Below are 19298 nucleotides of genomic sequence, written 5' to 3' on the forward strand. Positions count from 1 at the left end.
GTTCGCCCGCGCCCCGGCCGCGGGGATGTGCTGGTGCCACGGCGGGACGGCCCCGACCGGACGGACCACAGGAGCCCACCACCATGCAGCACGCCGACGCCCGTACCGTCGTCACCGACTACGTCACCCTCATCGCGGCGGGCGAACGCGAAGCCGCCATCGCCCTGTTCGCCGAGGACGCCACCTGGAGCTACCCGGGCAGCCTCGCGCTCTCCCGCACCTGGCGCGGCAAGCGGGAGATCTTCGGCGACTTCCTCGGCCGGATCGGCGTCCTGTTCGCCGCCGACGGCCTGCCGCAGATCACCCTCACCCAGGTCCTCGCCGACGGCCCGCAGGCGGTGGCCGAGTGGACCACGGTCGGCACGGCGGCCGACGGCTCCGCCTACCGGAACCACTGCCTCGGGGTGTTCACCGTGACGGACGGTCTGATCACCGCCGTCCGCGAGTACCTGGACACCGACCACGTGGCCCGCACCCTGCTCGCCTGAACCCGGCGGGCCCGCGGTGCGGGCGGGTGGCGGAGCGGGCGGCTCTCCGGCAGGATCGCCCGCATGATCTCGGTGGTGCAGAACGTGGCGATCGACTGTTCGGATGCCTATGGGCTGGCGCGGTTCTGGAGCGAGGTGACCGGCTGTCCGCTGGATCCGCAGGACCGGCCGGGCGACCGGGAGACCCAGGTGATGCTCCCGCAGGGCCCGGTGCTGTACTTCAACCAGGTGCCGGAGCCGAAGACGGCCAAGAACCGCGTCCACCTGTGCCTGCGCCCGTCGACCTCGCGCGAGCAGGAGGTCGAGCGGCTGCTGGCCCTCGGAGCCACCATGGTCGCCGACCGCCGGGAGCCCGACGGCACGGGCTGGACCGTCCTCTCGGACCCCGAGGGCAACGAATTCTGCGTGCTGCGCGGCGAGTCCGACCGCGCGGCGCGGGGACTCTAGTCGGCGGCCCAGCCCTGCGGGTCGGTCCAGGCGGCCAGCGTGCGGCGGGTCTCGAAGCGGCGTTCGCGGCCGGTCAGCGGGTCGGTGAACTCGATGGTGGAGGCGAGCAGTTGCAGCGGGCGGCGGAAGTCGTCCGGGGCCGGTTCGGGCAGCACCTCCGGGTAGACCGGGTCGCCGAGGATCGGCAGCCCCAGACCGCACATGTGCAGCCGCAGCTGGTGGGTGCGTCCGCTCAGCGGCCGCAGCCGGTAGCGGGCCAGGCCGTCGCGGCGCTCCAGCAGGTCGATCCGGCTCTCGCTGTTCGGCGGCGCGTCGATCTCCCGCGCGGCGATCACCCCGCGCTCCTTGACGATGTGGCTGCGCACGGTGCGCGGCAGGCTCACTTCCGGGCCGTACGGGGCGACCGCCCGGTACTCCTTGCGCACCAGGCGGTCGCGGAACAGCGTCTGGTAGGCGCCGCGGTCCTCGGGGCGGACGACGAACATGGCCAGGCCGGCGGTGAGCCGGTCCAGCCGGTGCGCGGGGCTGAGCGCGGGCAGGCCGAGGGTGTGCCGCAGCCGGGAGAGCGCCGTCTCGGTGACGTGCCGGCCGCGCGGGGTGGTGGCCAGGAAGTGCGGCTTGTCGACCACCACCAGGTGCTCGTCACGGTGCAGCACGACCAGCTCGAAGGGGACGCGCACCTCCTCGGGCAGGTCCCGGTAGAACCACAGGTGGGCGCCGGGGCGGAACGGTTCCGCCGGGGCGATCGGGCCGTGCTCGCCGACGATCTCGCCGTCCCGCAGGGCCGCGTCGATCCGCTCGCCCAGGGCGGCGGGCAGCCGGTCCACCAGGTGGTCCCGCACCGTCGGCCAGGGGCCTTCGAGCGGCAGCCGGAGGTGCACCGGGTCCACGCCGTGGCGCTGCGGGAGGGGGGAAGTCGGGCGGCGGCTCTTGCGTCTCATCTCCCGGCCCAGCGTAGTGCGCGCCGGCCCGCGGCCCGCCGCCGAGGTGCTGACCCGGGGCTCGGCAGGGAGAGTGGACGGAAGGCCCTCGCTCCGCCGGGGGCCCGCGACCGTCCGCCGGGCACCCTGCGGACGGTCTTCCGATGTCTTCCGATGGACCGCTTCCGGCCCATCGGCCGTGAACGGACCCCTGGAGGACGCGTGACCGCCGACGGCCCGGACGGGGTGCCGCCGCTGCACCTGCCGAGGCGGACCCGGCTGCTGCTCTACGGCGCGCTCCTGCTGCTGGTCGCCGCCGTGGTGGCCGCGCTGGCCATCGGACCCGGGACCACCCTGGCACCACTGCTCGCGGTGGCCCCGGTGCTGGCCGGGGCCACCACCCGCAAGGCCCGGTTGCCGCTGCTGGTCGGCGCGGTGGCGCTGCTCTCCGTCGGGCTGCTGGAGTCGGCCAACGCGCAGCTGCCGCTCTCGGTGCGGATCAGCGTGCCGGTCACCGTGCTGGCCTCCACCCTGGCCAGCGCCGCCAGCGTCGTCCTGGTGGCGGCCCGCGAGCGGGAGCTGTTCCAGGTCCGAACGGTGGCCGAGGCGGCGCAGCGGGCCCTGCTGCGCCCGCCGCCGGAGCGGATCGGTCCGCTGCGGCTGGCGGTGCGCTACGTCGCGGCGGCGGCCGAGGCCAGGATCGGCGGGGACCTGTACGCCGTGGTGGAGACCCGTTTCGGGGTACGCATCCTGCTCGGGGACGTCCAGGGGCACGGGCTCCCGGCGGTGGAGACGGCGGCGGACGTCCTCGGGGTGTTCCGGGAGGCCGCGCGGACCGAACCCGATCCCGGACGGCTCGCCGAGCGGCTGGACGCGGCGCTCGCCGCCCGGCAGACGGACGAAGGGCGGTTCGCCACCGCGCTGCTGCTCGACGTGGCGCCCGACCGGGGGCCGGTACGGCTGGTGAACTGCGGCCACCCTCCGCCGCTGCTGCGCCGGGCGGGCCGGGTCAGCGAGCTGGAGCCCCCGTTTCCGGCGCCGCCGCTGGGGCTGCGCGGGCTCACCGGCGACGTGTACCAGGACCGGAAGTTCGACCCGGAGCCGGGCGACCTGCTGCTCCTGCACACCGATGGCGTGTCGGAGGCCCGGGACGCCGGGGGCGGGTTCTACCCGATCGCCGACCGGCTGCCCGGCCTGCACGGCGGCACCCCGGCGGACCTGTTGGACGCCGTGCTGACGGACGTCGGCGGCTGGGTCGGGGACGCCGGGCTGGCCGACGACGCGGCGGTGCTGGCGATCCGCTGGGAGCCGTGACCGGCCCGTGCCGGGCGCGGCCGGCCCTCGACGTGTCCGGCACCCACACCTACGTTCTGGAGTACGAGCTGGGCTGACGCCGTCCGAGCGGGCCGGGGAGGCCCGGGCGGTCCGGGCGTCAGGGGGCGGGCTGGCCCGCCTCCAGCCGCTGGATCGCGGTCCGTGCCGCGGTCACGCAGCTCCAGAACAGCGGCAGGGTGTTGGCCGCCCACTCGGTGCGGGTGTGGTTGCCCTGGGCGAACATCGCCCTGCGCAGCTCGGTGGTCAGCTCCAGCTGGGCGCCCATCCCGAGCAGGTTGCGGTTGCAGATGTTCTGCGGGGCGGTGCCCGCGAACGCCTCCTCGTCGGGGACCGGCACGGCCCGGATGCCCACCGCCGCGAACTCCTCCATCAGGTACCGGCGGAAGGTGGCGTTCCGGCCGCCGACCAGCACGGCCCGGGCGCCCGCTTCCAGCCCGGCCCGGCCGGTGGCGGTGCAGCCGTGCAGCGCCAGCACGTTGAGGCTGCCGGCGCACATCGCTCGGGCCACGCCGTCATCGCAGTGGGTCGAGGTGACGTGCAGCTCCCGGTTCCCGGTGGAACGCAGGCCCTCGAACATCCAGAAGTCGTGCACCGGCCCGGTTTCCGGGGTCGGGGTGAGGTCGGCCGGGTGGTAACCGGCGACGGCCAGGCAGAGTTGGGAGGTGCCGGCCTCGATGCCGCCGCCGTGCGGGGCGATGACGGTGGTCCGGACGAACGGGGTAGGGCCCTGCGGGCTCTGGCCGTCGATCAGGTGCCGGCGGTAGCGGCGGTCGTAGTCCACGCCCTCGACCAGGGCGGGGTCGGCGTACAGGGCCGTGTTGGAGGGGTACAGGTCGGCGACGCTCGCGGAGGTGCCTCCGGGGACGAGCCCGGCGGTCGGGGTGCGACGGTTGATCACGGTCGGGGACCACGGCAGGAGGTGAGGGGTCGACGGAATCGGAACAAGGCCTCGGCCACGTCAACGCCGTGCCGCGGCGCGTCAGCCTGATCGTGTGACACCGGCCCGACGGACGCGTGCTTCGCCCACCGGGCACACGCCCATGGTGTCACGATGACCCGATCAGTGCACGATCGGCAACGGAGGGCGGAACATGCCCGGCACGGCGGTGGATCGTACGACGGCGGCACTCGGGCAGGCCTCGGCGCTCGGGACGGCCGCGGCACTCGGGCAGGCCTCGGCGCTCGCGCGGGCGGCCACGGTCGGGCAAGTGGTCGGCCGGCTGCGGGAGATCGGGGCGGGGCTGCCCCCGGCGGACGGGGTGGCGGTCTTCAACCGGCTGTACCTCACCGTGACGGAGGCGGTCCGCGACCGGCTGGGCGGCGGCTGCTTCGCCGACCCGTCGGCGGTGGCCGAGCTGGACGTGGTGTTCGCCGGGCGGTATCTGCGGGCCGTGGCCGCCGACGCGGCCGGGCAGCGGCCGCCCGCCTGCTGGCGGCCGCTGTTCGCGCTGCGTGCCCACCCCGGGGTGCACCCGGTCCAGTTCGCGCTGGCCGGGATGGCCGCCCACATCCAGCACGACCTGCCGCTCGCCGTCGTGGACACCTGCCGTCGACGGCGCTGCGCGCCCGCCGACATCGAAGCGGACTACCACCGGATCAACGGGGTGCTCGCCGAGGTGGAGGCGGCCGCCCGGGAGCAGCTGCTGCCCGGGGCCGACCTGCCGGAGCCGGCCGAGCCGCTCACCCACCTGCTCGGCGCCTGGTCGGTCGAGGCCGCCCGCGAGGGCGCCTGGGACGCCGTCGAGGCGCTGTGGGAGCTGCGGCACCTGCCGAGCGCCGCCCGGACCTTCGCCACCGCGCTGGACGGCTCGGTCGGGCTGCTCGGCCGCGCCCTGCTGCTCCCGCTCGGGCCGTGCGGCGAGCGGGACTGCGGGCCGGGCGGCGGCCAGGACTGCGAGCGGGACTGCGGGCGTGCCGCCGGCCGGGAGGCCCCCGCGACGGACGCGGGGACCGCCCGGCCGGCGGCCGGCGATCAGGCCCAGCTGGAGTGCAGCGGCTTGCCCTCCGCGTAGCCGGCCGCGCTCTGGACGCCCACGATCGCCTTCTCGTGGAACTCCTCCAGGGTGCTGGCGCCCGCGTAGGTGCAGGAGCTGCGCACCCCGGCGATGATCGAGTCGATCAGGTCCTCGACGCCCGGGCGGGCCGGGTCCAGGAACATCCGGGAGTGCGAGATGCCCTCCTCGAACAGCGCCTTGCGGGCCCGGTCGTACGAGGAGTCCTGGGCGGTGCGGTTGCTCACCGCCCGGGCCGAGGCCATGCCGAAGCTCTCCTTGTACTGGCGGCCGTCGGCGGCGGTCTGGAGGTCGCCCGGGGACTCGTAGGTCCCGGCGAACCAGGAGCCGATCATCACGTTGGAGGCACCGGCGGCCAGCGCCATCGCGACATCGCGCGGGTGGCGCACGCCGCCGTCCGCCCAGACGTGCTTGCCGAGCCGGCGCGCCTCGGCGGCGCACTCCAGCACGGCGGAGAACTGCGGGCGGCCGACGCCGGTCATCATCCGGGTGGTGCACATGGCGCCCGGTCCGACGCCGACCTTGAGGATGTCGGCACCCGCCTCGACCAGGTCGCGGACGCCGGCGGCGGCGACCACGTTGCCGGCCACGATCGGGATCTTCGGGTCCAGGCCGCGCACCGCGCGCAGCGCGCTGATCATGGACTCCTGGTGGCCGTGCGCGGTGTCCACCACCAGCACGTCGGCGCCGGCCTCGATCAGCGCCGCGGCCTTGCCCGCGACGTCGCCGTTGATGCCGACGGTGGCGGCGATCCGCAGCCCGCCGTTCGCGTCCACGGCCGGGGTGTAGAGGGTGGCGCGCAGGGCGCCCTTGCGGGTGAGGATGCCGACCAGCCGGCCCTCGCCGTCCACCACCGGGGCGAGCTTGCGGTGCGCCTCGGTGAGCTTGTCGAAGGCGGCCCGCGGGTCGATGTGCTCGTCCAGCAGCAGCAGTTCGCGGGACATGATGTCGGCGAGGCCGGTGAAGCGGTCCACGCCCTGGCAGTCGGACTCGGTGACCACGCCGACCGGCTTGCCGTCCTCGACCACCACGAGGGCGCCGTGCGCGCGCTTGGGCATCAGCGAGAGCGCCTCGGCCACGGTGGCTCCCGGGGCGAGGACGATCGGGGTGTCGAACACCAGGTGGCGCCGCTTGACCCAGGAGACCACCTCGGCGACGACCTCGGTCGGGGTGTCCTGCGGGATGGCGACCAGGCCGCCGCGGCGGGCGACGGTCTCGGCCATCCGGCGCCCGGCGATCGCGGTCATGTTGGCCACGACCAGCGGGATGGTGGTGCCGGTGCCGTCCTGCGAGGAGAGGTCGACGCCCTGCCGGGAGCCCACGGCGGAACGGCTGGGGACCATGAAGACGTCGTCGTACGTCAGGTCGTACGAGGGCTTGAGGTCGTTCAGGAAACGCATGAAAGGGCTCTCTGGCTGGGAGGAGGTACACCTCGGGCGCGGTTGCGGCAATGCCGCCGGAGCGCACTCGGGCGCCCGGCACCCAGCGTTCGATTTTCCGTGAGAGCAGGGGCAAATGCCAGTTCGAGGAACATTGCTGGGGCTGTCCACAAACCGTGATCAATACTCCGCGCGTAGACCTGGAGGATCATCCAAAGCCCCCCTCCGACGTCGGCTTTTCGCCCTGGTCCGGACCGCTCCCGTAGCATTCACGCGGTAACGGGCACGGCTTCACGCGGTAACGGGCGTGGCGAACGGGAAAGCGACAGCAAGCGTGGGCATCGGGCAGACGGACATCCAGCATGGCCAGGACGAGGGCACCGAGGAGGAGATCGACTACGGTCCCGGTCTCGACCCCGAGCGGCTGAAGCTCTGCCTGGAGGTGCTCGCCGAGCTGGACGAGCTGCACGTGGACCACCCGGACGCGATCACCGTCCGCCAGGCCGTCGGCGGCATATTCCGGACCCTCAAGCAGCGCCGCCGCCAGGAGACCCGGGCCCGCAAGACCGCCAACGACCGCGAGGTCACCGCCCGCACCGCCACCGGTGCGCCCAGCCGGATCGACGACGAGACGGCCGGCGCCTTCGGCCTGACCACCGTCACCACCACCGAGATCGCCGGCATCCTGGAGCGGCCCCGCTCCTGCTACACCTGCAAGCAGCGGTACGTCGAGGTCGACGCCTTCTACCACAACCTCTGCCAGGACTGCGCGGTCAAGAACCGCTCGCACCGGGACGCCCGCGCCGACCTCACCGGCAAGCGCGCGCTGCTCACCGGCGGCCGGGCCAAGATCGGGATGTACATCGCGCTGATGCTGCTGCGCGACGGCGCCCACACCACCATCACCACCCGCTTCCCCAACGACGCGATCCGCCGCTTCAAGGCGATGCCGGACAGCGACCAGTGGATCCACCGCCTCAAGATCGTCGGCATCGACCTGCGCGACCCGGCCCAGGTGATGGCGCTGGCCGACGAGGTCGCCGCCGACGGCCCGCTGGACATCCTGATCAACAACGCCGCGCAGACCGTGCGCCGCCCGCCGGAGTCCTACCGCGAGCTGGTCAACGCCGAGACCGCGCCGCTGCCGGCCGGCGAGCTGCCCCAGGCCACCACGATCGGCCGCTTCAACAGCGGCAGCGTCCACCTGCCCGCGCTCCCCCACCAGGCGAGCGGCGACGCGCAGCCGATCGCCCCCGAGGACGTCACCTCGCTCGCCCTGGTCACCGGCTCCGCCACGCCCGAGCGGATCGCGGCCGGCACCGCGATCGACGCCGGCGGCCTGGTGCCCGACCTCGCCGACACCAACAGCTGGGTGCAGACCGTCTCCGAGGTCGGCCCGATGGAGCTGCTGGAGGTCCAGCTCTGCAACTCCACCGCACCGTTCATCCTGATCAGCCGGCTGCGCCCGGCGATGGCCGCCTCCACGTCCCGGCGCAAGTACGTCGTCAACGTCTCCGCGATGGAGGGCGTCTTCTCCCGCGGCTACAAGGGCGCCGGCCACCCGCACACCAACATGGCCAAGGCCGCGCTCAACATGCTCACCCGCACCAGCGCGCAGGAGATGTTCCAGACCGACGGCATCCTGATGACCGCCGTCGACACCGGCTGGATCACCGACGAGCGGCCGCACCCGGACAAGATGCGCCTCGCCGACGAGGGCTTCCACGCCCCGCTCGACCTGGTCGACGGCGCGGCCCGGGTGTACGACCCGATCGTGCGCGGCGAGGCGGGCGAGGACCTGTACGGCTGCTTCCTCAAGGACTACGAGCGCTCCAACTGGTAACCGACTGAAGGAGACGGCGAGTTGAGCACCACACCAGTCGCACCGCCCGCACCGCTGCTCGGCGCGGGGGTCATCGTGCCCACCGGGGACGGCCGGGTGCTGCTCGGCCGCCGGATCACCGCCGGCGAGTCGCCCACCTGGAGCCTGCCCGGCGGCAAGGTCGACCTCGGAGAGTCCTTCGAGCAGACCGCGGCCCGCGAACTCGCCGAGGAGACCGGGATCGTGCTGCCGGCCGGGCGGATGCGGGTGCTCGCCGTCCACCTGGACCACGAGCTCGGCCGGCCCCGGCTGACCGCCGCCGTACTGGCGCCGCCGAGCCTGGCCGAGGCGGTGGTCACCGAGCCGCACGCCTGCGCCGGCTGGGAGCGCTTCCCGGTCGACGCGCTCCCGGAGCCGATGTTCCACCCGTCCGGGCTGGTGCTCGGCAGCTGGCTACCCGGGCTGGACGTGCGCCGCGCGGACAGCACGCACGGCTACCCCGTCGCCCGCTGAACGCGGACGACGGGGTGGCCTGAACGGGCCTCAGCCGTTGCGGGCGGCCTCCGGCCCGGTGATCCGCTTCAGCAGCGGCAGCGTGGAGGCGATGATCCCGAGCGAGGCGACCAGCCCGAAGGCCGTCAGCCCGTAGTACAGCGCGCCCGGGGACACCAGGTCGTAGTCCATCTGCGCCTTGAGGAACATCGCCGCCGCCGCGAAGCCGGTGCCGATCGCGAGCGCCGAGACCACCAGCAGCGGCAGCGCGCTCTCCAGCCCGACCACCCGCTGGAGCAGCCGCAGCGGCGCCCCGGTCAGCCGCAGCATCGCGAACGGGCGGCGGCGGTCGGAGAGCCCGGCCACCGCGCTCACCGCGAGGCTGCACCCGGCGATCGGCAGGGTGGTCAGCAGCACCACGTCCGCCAGCCGGCGCCAGCCCTGGAGCTTCTTCTGGCCCTCGGACGCCCAGTCCCCGACCTGCCGTGTCTGGTACCTCGGGAACTCCTTCATGAACAGGGTCCGCAGCTGCTCCTTGGCCGACTCGGAGCCGTCGGTGGTCGCGTAGAGCAGCCGCACCGGGAGCTTGGCGACCTCCTCTGCCGGGATCGGCGCGGTCGGCCACTCCGTCGCCGAGTCCTCCTGGAGATCCGTGAACCGGAACAGGTCGACCGCCGCGACGGCGGCCCCGGGTGCGCAGTGACCGACCACCGGGATCTGCGCGAGCTCCGAGCAGCGCACCAGGGTGGGGACGAACCGTCGTTCGCCCTTCGTGACCCCCCCGATCCCGGCCGGATTGTCGTGCACCAGCGCCAGCCCCCGGAACCCGGGGACGGCCCTGGCCCGCGCCACCACGCCGTCGGGCACCGCGGGCAGCACGTCCGCTCCCTCCAGATCGCCGAACGGGGTGTCGGCCACGGCCTTGCGCACCTCGGGTGAGCCGAACAGGACGCCCTGGGCGTCGTTGATGGTGCCGATGATGCCGAGCGTCGCGGTGGTCACGAACAGGGCCAGCACCAGACCGGCCACCGAGCGGAAGCCCGCCCTCGGGTCGTCCGCCAGCCGGCGCATCGCGATCAGCGAGGCCGGCCTACTGGTCCGCCGGGCCACCGCCCGGGCGGCCGCCATGGTGAGCCACGGGCCGGCGATCACCAGGCCGAGCATCACCAGCACGAACCCGCTCAGGTAGGCCAGGGACTGCGCGTTGGTGGTCGTCGGGCGGCTGCCGACGAAGTAGCCGAGTTCCGCGAGCCCGGCCACCAGCGGGACCACCCGCCAGGTACCCGGCGGCTTCGGGGTGACCCGCCGGGAGACCCCGAGCGGCGAGACGGTGACCCGGCGCAGCGCGAACCGGGCGGCGAGCGCGGCCGCGACCGGCACGGCCACCACCATCCCGCCCGCCTGCCACGCGTTCAGGCCCAGGTCCTCGGCGAAGAAGCGATCGCCGGTGAACGGCACGTCGGCCGTCAGGGGCTTCAGCGCGACGTACAGGCCGAAGCCGAAGACCGTACCGATCAGCGCGGCCACCGTGGACTCCACCGCCGAGACCACCGCCACCTGGCCCGGCGTCGCACCCACCAGGCGCATCGCGGCGTAGCGCTGCTCCCGGGTGGCGGCGGACAGCCGGGTCGCGATGCCGATGAAGATCAGCACCGGGAAGATCAGGGCCCCGGCCACCACGGTGAGCACCAGGACCAGCGAGTCGCCGTGCACGCCCGAGCCGTAGCAGTCGTACGGGCAGTCGGCGGGCATCGCGGTGGCGATGCTCGTGACGGCAGCGGCCCTCGGCATGGCCTCGACCTGGTCCGCCGTACGGCCGATGACCACCGCCAGGGTGTCCGGGGAGGGCAGCGCGTCGTCCCCGATGACGCCGACCATGCGGCCCGGGAAGCGGTCGCCGAGCTCGACGGCCGGGGTCTCGCTCAGCAGTTTCCGCAGGGCGGGCGAGGCGTAGTACTCGCCGGGAGCGGGCAGCCGGGTGAGGCCGGGCAGCATGGGTGAGGTCGGCCCGGTGGGGGCGACCTGGGCCTGGAGGACGCTCTTCCCCCGGTAGTACTCCATCCGGGCGCTCCACCAGAGCGGGTCCACCGGGGCGGCCGAGGTCGCGCCCTTGGCGCCCGTGTTCATCCAGAGCTGCCGCTGGTTGGCGCGGTCGATCGCGTTCAGGCTGGAGAAGGTCGACAGCAGCAGCCCGACCCCGATCGCCACCGCCGCCGCGATCATCAGCAGCCGGGCCACCGCCTCCCGGCCGCCGCTGACGGCCAGCCGGAGCGAGAAGGGGATCACGAGGCCACCGTTCCCGCGGAGAGGGTCCGGGCCCGGCCGTCCCGGACGACCGCCTCGCGGTCGGCGTACGCGGCGACCCGGGCCTCGTGGGTGACCAGGATGACGGTGGTGCCCTGCTCGCGGGCCGAGCCCACCATCAGCTCCATCACCTGCTCGCCGGTCAGCGAGTCCAGCGCGCCGGTCGGCTCGTCGGCGAACAGCACCCGCGGCCGGGCCACCAGGCCACGGGCCAGGGCGACCCGCTGGGCCTGACCTCCCGACAGCTCGCCGCAACGGCGCCTCTCCAGGCCGTCCAGGCCGAGCCGGGCGAACCACGGCCGGGCCTCGGCCAGCGCGGCGGCCCGGCGGACCCCGTTCAACAGCAGCGGCAGGGCCACGTTCTCCTCGGCCGTCAGCTCCGGCACCAGCTGGCCGAACTGGAACACGAAGCCGAACCTGTCCCGGCGCAGGGCGCTGCGCTGGGCCTCCGACATGGTGTCCAGGCGCTGCCCTTCGAACAGCACCTCCCCCGCGTCGGGCACCAGGATGCCGGCCAGGCAGTGGAGTAACGTCGACTTGCCCGAGCCGCTGGGGCCCATGATGGCAAGCACCTCGCCGGCCTGGACGGACAGACTGGCCCCGCGCAGGGCGGGGGTCTCGCCGAAGGCCAGGGCGACATCGCGGGCCTCGATGATCGATGTCATGCCGTCACCTCGGCGGCGAGCGCGTCCAGCCGGGCGGCGGTGAGGTCGATCCAGCGCAGGTCGGCCTCCAGGTGGAACAGGCCGTGGTCGGCGAGCAGGGAGTCCACCAGGGCGCCGGTGCGGCGCAGTTCGGTGAGTTCGCGCATCCGGCGCAGGTGGGCGGCGCGCTGGGTGTCCAGGTACTGCTCGGCGTCGCGGCCCAGCATCAGGGCCAGCACCACCTTGGTGAACAGCACGGACTGGAGGTTGGGCTCGGGCGCGACCGGCTCCTGGAGCCAGGTCTCGAACTCGGTCGCCCCGGTCTCGGTGATCACGTACCGCTTGCGCTCGGGCCCGTCGCCGGGCTCCTCGCCCGCGACCACCTTGCCGTCGCGGGCGAGGCGGCCGAGGGTCGCGTAGACCTGGCCGTACGGGAGGGGTTTGCCGCGGCCGAAGAGGGCGTCGTAGTCGCGCTTGAGGTCGTAGCCGTGGCTCGGCTCCCGCTCCAGCAAGCCCAGGAGGGTCAAAGGAACACTCATGGGAAGCAACATACACCCGACGTATACTCCGAGTGTATAGCTGGGAAGAATACGGCCCCGACCTGGGACGTCGTCAGTTTCCGGTCACGGCACGGAGAACAGGAGAACCGGTTCGGGACAGGCAGGGGGTGACCCCACGACCACCCCCTGCCCCGAACCTCGGCCCGAAACCCCCACGGTCACACCGGGCCACGGCCACGCCCTGGCACGGGGGCGCCGCCGGTACCAAGACTGCCCGGGTCAGGCCGTGCCTGCCGAGGGCCGAACGTCCCGGATGCGGGGCCGAGCGGCTCTGGCGGTGCTACGAGCGCGCACGACTCTTGTGCGCGAGGGGCCGACGGGTGGAGATTGGGGGCGGAACCCCCGTGTGTCCCCGCGCCCCTGAGGAGCCCTCACCGTGTCCAGCACCCCCCGTCCGGCCAGGCCCGCGTCGCTCCCGCGCCGCACCGGCCGTCAGCTGCGGCGGGCCTTCGGGGCCCGGCACGAACCGCTCGCCCGGCCCGTCGACCGCTCCCGGGCCCGGGCCTGGCTGGCCGCCGCGCTCGGCGCGGTGCTCGCCGTCGCGGTGACCGCGGGCGGCGCCCTGCTCCTCTACCGCTCCACCGCACCCCGGGCCGACGCCGACCGCGGACGGCTGTCCCGGGTCGACGCCGTGGTCCGCGGCGTCCCGGACCACACGGCCGTCAGCGGCAGCCGCTTCTCCGGCGGGTACACCACCCGGGTCGACGTCGACGCCGCCTGGACCGCCCCCGACGGCAGCGAACACCTCGGCAGCGTCCAGGCCGCGCGAACCGCCGTCGCCGGCAGCCACGTCCCCGTCTGGATCGACCCGGCCGGCGAGGTCGCCGCTCCCCCGGCCGACCGGATGGCCCTCGCCGTCTCCGCCGCCTGCACCGGCGCCGGCGCCCTCCTCACCCTGCTGGCCCTCCTCGCCCTCGGCCTCCGGCTACGCCTCCACACCCTCGAACGCCGCGCCGAGAACGCCTGGACCTCCGACTGGGCCCGCCTCGAACCCCGCTGGAGCGGCCGCGCCGGGCACCGCCGGGAGGACTGAGCCGACAGTCGGCCCGTGACGCCCGGAACGCAGGCCCGGCCCGCAGATGACCACGCAGTCGCTCTCGCCCCCCGCTCCTCGGCCGCCCGACGGGCCGAACACGCCCGCAGAACCGGGGCGGCCTCGGCCGCAAGGCCCATCGCCCCCGGGCATGGCGCCTCAGCCCCTCACGACCCGCCGGACGGGCCGCACCCAGGCCGGGCCGGGTGGGCTCGACGGCGCGGGAACCCACTCTCGACGGACCGGATCCGGAGGCCCTCGCCGGGGCGCAGGGCCCGGGTGAGCAGGGATGGGACGGGGCTCGCAGGTCGCCGGAGGGCTGTGGGTCCAGCCTGGGTGAGCAAGTGGTCCGATGGGGGGCGGCCGCCGACGAGCCGGGCCGAGGTTGGCGAGGAACCTACCGCCCCACGGGCCGGGGCCGGAGGCCCGGGCGGGGCGGCGGGGCCCGGGCGGGCAAGGCATGGGGGGCGGCGGCTCACGGATCGCCAGGCGGGGGGGTAGGTCCAGGCCGGGGTGGCAGGACGCGGCCGCCGAAGGGCCGTCAGACGGGCCGGGTCCAGGCGGGGGCCGGGGTGGGTTTGGCGGCGTGGTGGGTGTAGGCGGCGACGGCGAGGAGGAGGGTGAGGGTCAGGGCGAGGGCCACCGGGACGTTGGCGTGGAGGACGAGCAGGGCGCCGAGGAGGGCTCCGACGAACATCCAGACGGCGGAGGCGAGGCGGCGCGGGCCGGTGCGGTCGGCGGCGAGGGCGGTGATGGTCATGGTGAGCACGGTGGTGGTGAGGTCGGGGACCTTCAGCGCGCGGACCACCGCGTTCTGGCCGCCCATGGCGAAGCCGAGCAGCCCGATCAGGGTGTAGCGGGCCGGGTCCGAGGTGTGGCCGGCCAGGGCCGCCAGCGCGGTGGCCGCCGCGACCAGCGCCGACTGGACGGCGACGGCGGCGGTCAGCAGGCGCCCGCGGTGGCCGGGCAGTCGGCGGGCGAGGTGACCGCCGGTCAGGGCGCCGAGCAGGAAGGCGGCGAGGGCGGCCAGCGAGGCGGTGGCGGAGAGGTTGGCCGCGCCGGCCAGGGCGAAGCCGAGGAACACCACGTTGCCGGTCATGTTGGCGACGAAGACGTGGCCGAGTTCGAGGTAGCTGACCGCGTCCACCACTCCGGTGACCACGGTCAGCACCAGCAGCATCGGCACCAGCGGCCCGTGCTCGGGATCGGGGGTCGGCATCGGGCCTCCAGGCGGTTCGGGTGACGGCGACAGTGGCGGTGCCGTGAGAGTGACGGCCCTTCCGTTCTACTCCTTCAGGCCAGCGCCGGGTTGTCCGGGTCCTCCGGGTCGTCCTCCAGGTGCCAGTGGAGGTCGCGCACGCCGGGCTCCAACGACAGCCGGGTGACGACCTGTTCGAGCGCCGGGGCGACCCGCCCGGTGATCGCGACGGTGGCCCGCAGGCTGGCGGCCTCGCCGCCGTCGGTGCGGCGGGCGCGCAGCCCGGTCGGGGCGAGGCCGGAGGCGGTGAGGGCCTGGAGCAGCAGGGCCCGGATGTGGGTCTCGGCCTTGCGGTCGCACTCCAGGTGGATGGTGGCGCGGCAGGTGGAGTCCGGGTCGCTGCCGGACTGCGGGGCCCGGTCGAGCAGTCGCCCGGCCGGGCGCAGGACCAGGTGGACGACCAGGACGGCGAGCGTGCCGAGCGCCGCGAACTCCAGTTCGCCGGAGGCGGCCAGCACCCCGACGGCGGCCGAACACCACAGCGTGGCCGCGGTGTTGAGGCCGCGCACGCCGGCGCCGTCGCGCAGGATGACGCCGCCGCCGAGGAAGCCGATGCCGGAGACGACGTACGAGGCGACCCTCGTGGGGCTGGCGGTGTCGCCGACGGCCTCGCTGTAGAGGACGAACAGGGTGGCGCCGGCGGCGACCAGGGCGTTGGTGCGCAGGCCGGCCATCCGGGCCCGCCACTGGCGTTCGACGCCGATCAGCGCGCCGCAGGCGACGCCGGCGGCGAGCCGGATCAGGAAGTCGGCGGTGGTCAGGTTGTGCACGACGGCACCTCCTTCACGGGAGGAGGGGTACGGGCGGTGCGGACGACCTTGATGGTGCGGACGCCCTTGATGATGACCAGCGCCCCCGCGACCGGCGGGGAGGCGCGCAGAGCGCGGGAATCCGGGCCCGACCGAATCCGATCCCCTCGATCGGGAACCACCCGACTTCGCATCACGTCCTCCGACATATACAGTTCACCGACATATGCAGTTGAGCAGCTCACAAAGGGGGAAGTGTGTCCCACACCGATCCGCCCCGGCCCGCACCCGTCCTGCGCCTGGCGGGCGTCACCCGCGTGCACGGGCGGGGCGCCGCCGAGGTGCACGCCCTGCGCGGCATCGACCTGGCCGTCCACCCGGGCGAGTTCGTCGCCGTCATGGGCCCGTCCGGCTCCGGGAAGTCCACCCTGCTGAGCCTGGCCGGCGGGCTGGACCAGCCCAGCGACGGCGAGGTCCTGGTGGAGGGGGTCACGCTCGGCGGCCTGCGCCGCGGCAAGCTCGCCGACCTGCGGCGGCGTTCGATCGGGTACGTCTTCCAGGACTACAACCTGATCCCGGCGCTCACCGCCGCCGAGAACATCGCCCTGCCGCGCGAGCTCGACGGTGTCCCGGGACGCCGGGCCCGCCGGGAGGCGCTGGCCGCGCTGGAGGAACTGGGCATCGGCGAACTCGCCGACCGCTTCCCCGACAACATGTCCGGCGGCCAGCAGCAGCGCGTCGCGATCGGCCGCGCCCTGATCGGCGAGCGCCGCCTGGTCCTCGCCGACGAGCCGACCGGCGCCCTCGACTCGGCCACCGGCGAGGCGGTGCTCGCCGTCCTGCGCGCCCGCTGCGACGCCGGGGCGGCCGCGATGATGGTCACCCACGAGGCGGCGCACGCCAGTTGGGCGGACCGGGTGGTCCACCTGCGGGACGGCGCGATCTCCTCGGAGACCCCCGGCCGCCGCTCCGCCGCCCGCCTCGCCGCGGTGCACGCTGTCGGCGAGGTGGCGCAGTGAGGCTCGGAGCCTGGCGGGTCGCCCTGCGCATCGCCCGCCGTGACGCGCTGCGCGCCAAGGGCCGCAGCGCGCTGATCGTCGCCATGATCGCGCTGCCCGTCCTCGGCGTCACCGGCGCCGACGTGGTCCACCGCAGTGGGCAGCTGACCCCGGCCGAGCGGGTGGAACGGGTGGTGGGCGGTGCGGACGCCCTGGTCACCGCGCTCTCCCCCGGCCAGTCGGTCGAGCAGGCCCCGATCGCCGAGGACGGCGCCTTCGTCGTCCCGCCCCGGCCCGATCGGCAGCCCACGGAGGAGCAGCAGAAGGGCGCGAGCACCGACCCGGTCGCCCTGATCGGTTCGCTGCTGCCGCCCGGCAGCGCCCTCACCCCGGCCCGGCCCGGTCCGGAGGCCGGCGCGACCTCGCCCGAGGGCCTGGTCCGCGCCCTCACCACCGAGGCCGACCTCGGCGACCCGATCTGGCGCGGCCGACTGGACCTGGTCGAGGGCCGCGCCCCGAGCGCCCCGCGTGAAGTCGCCGTCACCCGAGCCTTCTCGGACCGCTCCGGTCTCGGGCTCGGCGCCACCACCACCCTCCAGGGCCTGGAGCGCACCACCTACACCATCACCGGCGTGGTGGAGCACCCGAGCGAGCTGGGCCGGGTCGAACTCGTCGCCCGGCCGGGCGAGTTGATCGACCCGCTGAGCGAGGCGCTGGCCGCCGCCGGGCCCAGCGCGGAGAAGCCCCCGACCACCCGGTCCGGCTGGCTCGTCCGGCTGCCCTCCGGGGCCGCCGTCGACTGGGCCGCGGCCCGACGGTTCAACGCCCACGGCTACACGCTGACCGCACGCTCGGTGGCCGTCGCCCCGCCGCCGGAGCAGGCCGTCCCCTACTACCGTGACTCGTTCCGCTACAGCGACCCGGCGCCCGCCAAGAACACCGAGATCGTCGCCGCCACCGTGACCGGCATGGCACTGCTGGAGGTCGCCCTGCTCGCCGGGCCCGCCTTCGCGGTCGGTGCCAGCCGCTCGCGCCGCCAGCTCGCCCTGCTGGGCGCGGCCGGCGGCAGCCGCGCCCACGTCGGCGCGGTGGTGCTCGGCGGCGGGGTGGTGCTCGGCGCGACCGGGGCGCTGGTCGGCGTGGTGCTCGGCACCGCGGTGGTCACCGTGCTGCGGCCGCTGATCGAGCGGATCGGCGGCGTGCGCTTCGGGCACCTCGCCGTGCCCCCGCTGGAGCTGCTCGCGATCGCCGGGATCGGCGTGTTCACCGCGCTGCTCGCGGCCGCCCTGCCCGCCCTCCAGGCCGCCCGTCGCAGCGTCACCGCCGGGCTCACCGGTCGGGACTCCGTCCGCGGGCCCAGCCGCTGGGTCACCGTCGCCGGTGCGGCACTGGTCGCCCTCGGCGCCGGGCTCGCGGTGTACGGCGCGAGCGCCGTCCCGCGCGAAGAGGCGGGCGTGGGCGGCTACGGCACCCGGGTGCTCACCGTGCTCGGCGGTTCGGTGGTCGCCGAACTCGGCCTGCTGCTCTGCACCCCGATGCTGATCGCCCTGATCGGCCGGGCCGCCGGCCGACTGCCGCTCGGCCCCCGGCTCGCGCTGCGCGACTCCGCCCGGCACCGCTCGCGCACCGCCCCCGCGGTGGCCGCGGTGATGGCCGCGGTGGCCGGCGCCGTCGCCATCGGCGTCTACACCACCAGCACCGACGCCGAGAACCGGCGCGACTACGAGCCGGAGGCCCCGTACGGCGCCGTCCAGCTGGTCAGCCACCTGGACGGGCCGCGGCTCGCGAACGAACGCGCCGAGTTGGAGCGGCAGTTGGCCGGGCTCGGCGCGCGCGGCGACCTCGGCGAGGTGGAGTACCGCTTCTGCGACAACTGCTCCAGTACCGTCCAGTTCAAGGCCCCGCCGATGCGGCGCGGCCTCGGCGCCCCGCCGCACCTGGCCGCCGGGGACGCGAACGTGCTGCACAACCTGTTCAACGTGCACGACCCGGCCGCCGAGCAGGCGCTGGCCGCCGGCAAGGTGCTGGTCTTCGACCGGTCCGCGGTGGGCGCCGACGGCAAGGCCGTGATGCTGCTGCGCGGCGGCGGCGCTCCGGTGCAGCCGGGCGAGGTGCCCAAGCCCGAGCTGCGCGAAGTCCCGGTCGACGTGGTGCTGGTGGACAACCCGGCCGCCGCCAGGCTGGCCCAGGGACTGGTGCTGCCCTCCACCGTCCCCGGCATCGAACCCGGGCTCGCCGCCCGGCCGACCGGCTCGGTCTGGCTGCCCGCCACCCCGCCCGACGGCAAGGCCCAGCAGCGCGCGGAGGCCGCCGCCGTCCAGCTCGACCGCTTCGCCACACTGCGGGTCGAGCGCGGGTACCAGCCGAAGAACGACGCGCTCACCCTGGCGCTGACCGGCTTCGCCGCGCTGGTGGTGCTCGGCGCGGCCGGGATCGCCACCGGGCTGGCGGCCGCCGACTCCCGGCAGGACCAGGCCACCCTGGCCGCGGTCGGTGCGCCGCCGCGGATCCGGCGGAGCATGGCGGGCCTTCAGTGCACGCTGATCGCGCTGCTGGGCGCGCTGCTCGGGGCGGCCAACGGGTTCGTGCCGGCGGTGGGGCTGCTGAAGTCCCGGGCCGGCGGGTTCGGGGCCAAGCCGGCGCTGATCGCCGCGCCCTGGGTGGAGCTGCTGCTGATCGTGCTGGCGCTGCCGGTGGTCGCGGGGCTGCTCGCGGCGCTGTTCACCCGCTCCCGTGTCCCCCTGGGGCGGCGGCTGTCCTGAGTCCCGGCGCCCGGCGCCGGACACGTCTTCGACACCGACTGAGCACCACCCGGCCACCGGCCGGGCCCGAGCGCCGGGCGCGCGTCCCCTTCGAC

17 protein-coding genes are annotated in these 19298 nt (G+C 74.9%); 9 read left to right on the forward strand and 8 right to left on the reverse strand.

Going from position 1 to position 19298, the window contains the following annotated elements; genetic code table 11:
* Positions 1–83 precede the first annotated feature (83 nt).
* Together QWJ13_RS01045 and QWJ13_RS01050 are read left to right on the forward strand one after the other, a co-directional pair.
* Positions 84–488, forward strand: a complete 405-nt coding sequence (locus QWJ13_RS01045) for a nuclear transport factor 2 family protein (protein ID WP_316519879.1) — start codon at positions 84–86, stop codon at positions 486–488.
* Between the two features lie 63 nt (positions 489–551).
* The gene (locus QWJ13_RS01050; RefSeq protein WP_316519880.1) at positions 552–935 is read left to right on the forward strand and encodes a VOC family protein; all 384 of its coding nucleotides are present in this window, start codon (positions 552–554) and stop codon (positions 933–935) included.
* Here QWJ13_RS01050 and QWJ13_RS01055 read toward each other — a convergent pair.
* Positions 932–1876, reverse strand: a complete 945-nt coding sequence (locus QWJ13_RS01055) for a pseudouridine synthase (protein ID WP_316519881.1) — start codon at positions 1874–1876, stop codon at positions 932–934. The genes QWJ13_RS01050 and QWJ13_RS01055 overlap by 4 nt on opposite strands.
* 201 nt (positions 1877–2077) lie before the next feature.
* Here QWJ13_RS01055 and QWJ13_RS01060 point away from each other — a divergent pair, with 201 nt between their 5' ends.
* Positions 2078–3169 (forward strand): PP2C family protein-serine/threonine phosphatase, encoded by a 1092-nt coding sequence (locus QWJ13_RS01060; protein ID WP_316519882.1) that lies wholly within the window; start codon positions 2078–2080, stop codon positions 3167–3169.
* A 118-nt stretch (positions 3170–3287) separates the two neighbouring features.
* On the opposite strand, the gene QWJ13_RS01065 is transcribed toward QWJ13_RS01060, so the two are convergent.
* Complete coding sequence (locus QWJ13_RS01065) at positions 3288–4088, reverse strand: poly-gamma-glutamate hydrolase family protein (RefSeq protein WP_316519883.1); 801 nt, start codon at positions 4086–4088, stop codon at positions 3288–3290.
* Between the two features lie 193 nt (positions 4089–4281).
* Here QWJ13_RS01065 and QWJ13_RS01070 point away from each other — a divergent pair, with 193 nt between their 5' ends.
* Positions 4282–5202 carry a DUF5995 family protein gene (locus QWJ13_RS01070; RefSeq protein ID WP_316519884.1) on the forward strand — a complete coding sequence of 307 codons (921 nt, stop codon included), beginning with the start codon at positions 4282–4284 and terminating at the stop codon, positions 5200–5202.
* Here the strand turns inward: QWJ13_RS01070 and QWJ13_RS01075 are convergent.
* Positions 5163–6602, reverse strand: a complete 1440-nt coding sequence (locus QWJ13_RS01075; protein WP_316519885.1) for a GuaB1 family IMP dehydrogenase-related protein — start codon at positions 6600–6602, stop codon at positions 5163–5165. The two genes, QWJ13_RS01070 and QWJ13_RS01075, sit on opposite strands and share 40 nt — an antisense overlap.
* A 319-nt stretch (positions 6603–6921) precedes the next feature.
* Between QWJ13_RS01075 and QWJ13_RS01080 the strand changes: the two genes are divergently transcribed.
* Together QWJ13_RS01080 and QWJ13_RS01085 are read left to right on the forward strand one after the other, a co-directional pair.
* Entirely contained in the window at positions 6922–8424 is a 1503-nt protein-coding gene (locus QWJ13_RS01080) for an SDR family NAD(P)-dependent oxidoreductase (protein WP_316521591.1), read from the forward strand.
* Positions 8425–8445: 21 nt separating this feature from the next.
* Positions 8446–8916 carry a nucleotide triphosphate diphosphatase NUDT15 gene (locus QWJ13_RS01085; protein WP_316519886.1) on the forward strand — a complete coding sequence of 157 codons (471 nt, stop codon included), beginning with the start codon at positions 8446–8448 and terminating at the stop codon, positions 8914–8916.
* Between the two features lie 30 nt (positions 8917–8946).
* On the opposite strand, the gene QWJ13_RS01090 is transcribed toward QWJ13_RS01085, so the two are convergent.
* From QWJ13_RS01090 to QWJ13_RS01100, 3 genes are read right to left on the reverse strand one after another with little or no spacing between them, the layout of a single operon-like run.
* Positions 8947–11181, reverse strand: a complete 2235-nt coding sequence (locus QWJ13_RS01090; protein ID WP_316519887.1) for an FtsX-like permease family protein — start codon at positions 11179–11181, stop codon at positions 8947–8949.
* The gene (locus QWJ13_RS01095; protein ID WP_316519888.1) at positions 11178–11864 is read right to left on the reverse strand and encodes an ABC transporter ATP-binding protein; all 687 of its coding nucleotides are present in this window, start codon (positions 11862–11864) and stop codon (positions 11178–11180) included. Before QWJ13_RS01095 ends, QWJ13_RS01090 begins: the two co-directional genes overlap by 4 nt.
* Positions 11861–12382 (reverse strand): PadR family transcriptional regulator, encoded by a 522-nt coding sequence (locus QWJ13_RS01100; protein WP_316519889.1) that lies wholly within the window; start codon positions 12380–12382, stop codon positions 11861–11863. Before QWJ13_RS01100 ends, QWJ13_RS01095 begins: the two co-directional genes overlap by 4 nt.
* Before the next feature lie 397 nt (positions 12383–12779).
* On the opposite strand from QWJ13_RS01100, the gene QWJ13_RS01105 reads away from it, so the two are divergent.
* The gene (locus QWJ13_RS01105) at positions 12780–13436 is read left to right on the forward strand and encodes an Rv1733c family protein (protein WP_316519890.1); all 657 of its coding nucleotides are present in this window, start codon (positions 12780–12782) and stop codon (positions 13434–13436) included.
* A 541-nt stretch (positions 13437–13977) separates the two neighbouring features.
* On the opposite strand, the gene QWJ13_RS01110 is transcribed toward QWJ13_RS01105, so the two are convergent.
* Both QWJ13_RS01110 and QWJ13_RS01115 read right to left on the reverse strand, forming a co-directional pair.
* Positions 13978–14655: a YoaK family protein gene (locus QWJ13_RS01110; protein ID WP_316519891.1), complete on the reverse strand. Its 678-nt coding sequence runs from the start codon at positions 14653–14655 to the stop codon at positions 13978–13980.
* A 74-nt stretch (positions 14656–14729) separates the two neighbouring features.
* A complete protein-coding gene (locus QWJ13_RS01115) occupies positions 14730–15464 on the reverse strand; it encodes an MgtC/SapB family protein (protein ID WP_316519892.1) in 735 nt (244 codons plus the stop codon).
* Positions 15465–15700: 236 nt separating this feature from the next.
* Here QWJ13_RS01115 and QWJ13_RS01120 point away from each other — a divergent pair, with 236 nt between their 5' ends.
* On the forward strand, positions 15701–16462 hold the full coding sequence (locus QWJ13_RS01120; protein ID WP_316519893.1) for an ABC transporter ATP-binding protein: 762 nt from the start codon (positions 15701–15703) through the stop codon (positions 16460–16462).
* Positions 16459–19203 carry an FtsX-like permease family protein gene (locus QWJ13_RS01125; protein WP_316519894.1) on the forward strand — a complete coding sequence of 915 codons (2745 nt, stop codon included), beginning with the start codon at positions 16459–16461 and terminating at the stop codon, positions 19201–19203. The genes QWJ13_RS01120 and QWJ13_RS01125 overlap by 4 nt, the downstream gene beginning before the upstream one ends.
* Positions 19204–19298: the final 95 nt, after the last annotated feature.

Source organism: Kitasatospora brasiliensis, assembly GCF_032654805.1.
GTDB classification, from domain to species: Bacteria; Actinomycetota; Actinomycetes; order Streptomycetales; family Streptomycetaceae; genus Kitasatospora; species Kitasatospora brasiliensis.